The organism is Tenacibaculum sp. AWR4_210 (genome assembly GCF_056160945.1).
In genome coordinates, this window is the sequence record NZ_JBSWYF010000105.1 from 1 (window position 1) to 231 (window position 231).

Genomic DNA, 231 nt, shown 5'->3' on the forward strand with positions numbered 1-231 from the left:
AGGTTCTACTACTCTCACAGCTACTTACTGTTTGTGATGCATAGTAGGTTCCTGTACTCAATGCTGTTGTTCCTGCTAAGGCAGTTCCTCCTGTTGACGCTGCATACCATTGGATTCCTGTTCCCGTAGCTACTAAATCAGCTACTGTTGGGCTATCGGCACTACAGAATGCTTGTGCACTTGCTGTTGGCGCACTTGGAGTTGTGTTTACTGTTACACTTACAGAGGTTC

The 231-nt window shown here is 46.3% G+C and carries 1 protein-coding gene; it reads right to left on the reverse strand.

Annotated features, from left to right (window positions below; genetic code table 11):
- A partial coding sequence (locus ACXAG7_RS20220) for an Ig-like domain-containing protein (protein ID WP_476667967.1) occupies positions 1 to 231 on the reverse strand: 231 nt, incomplete at both ends.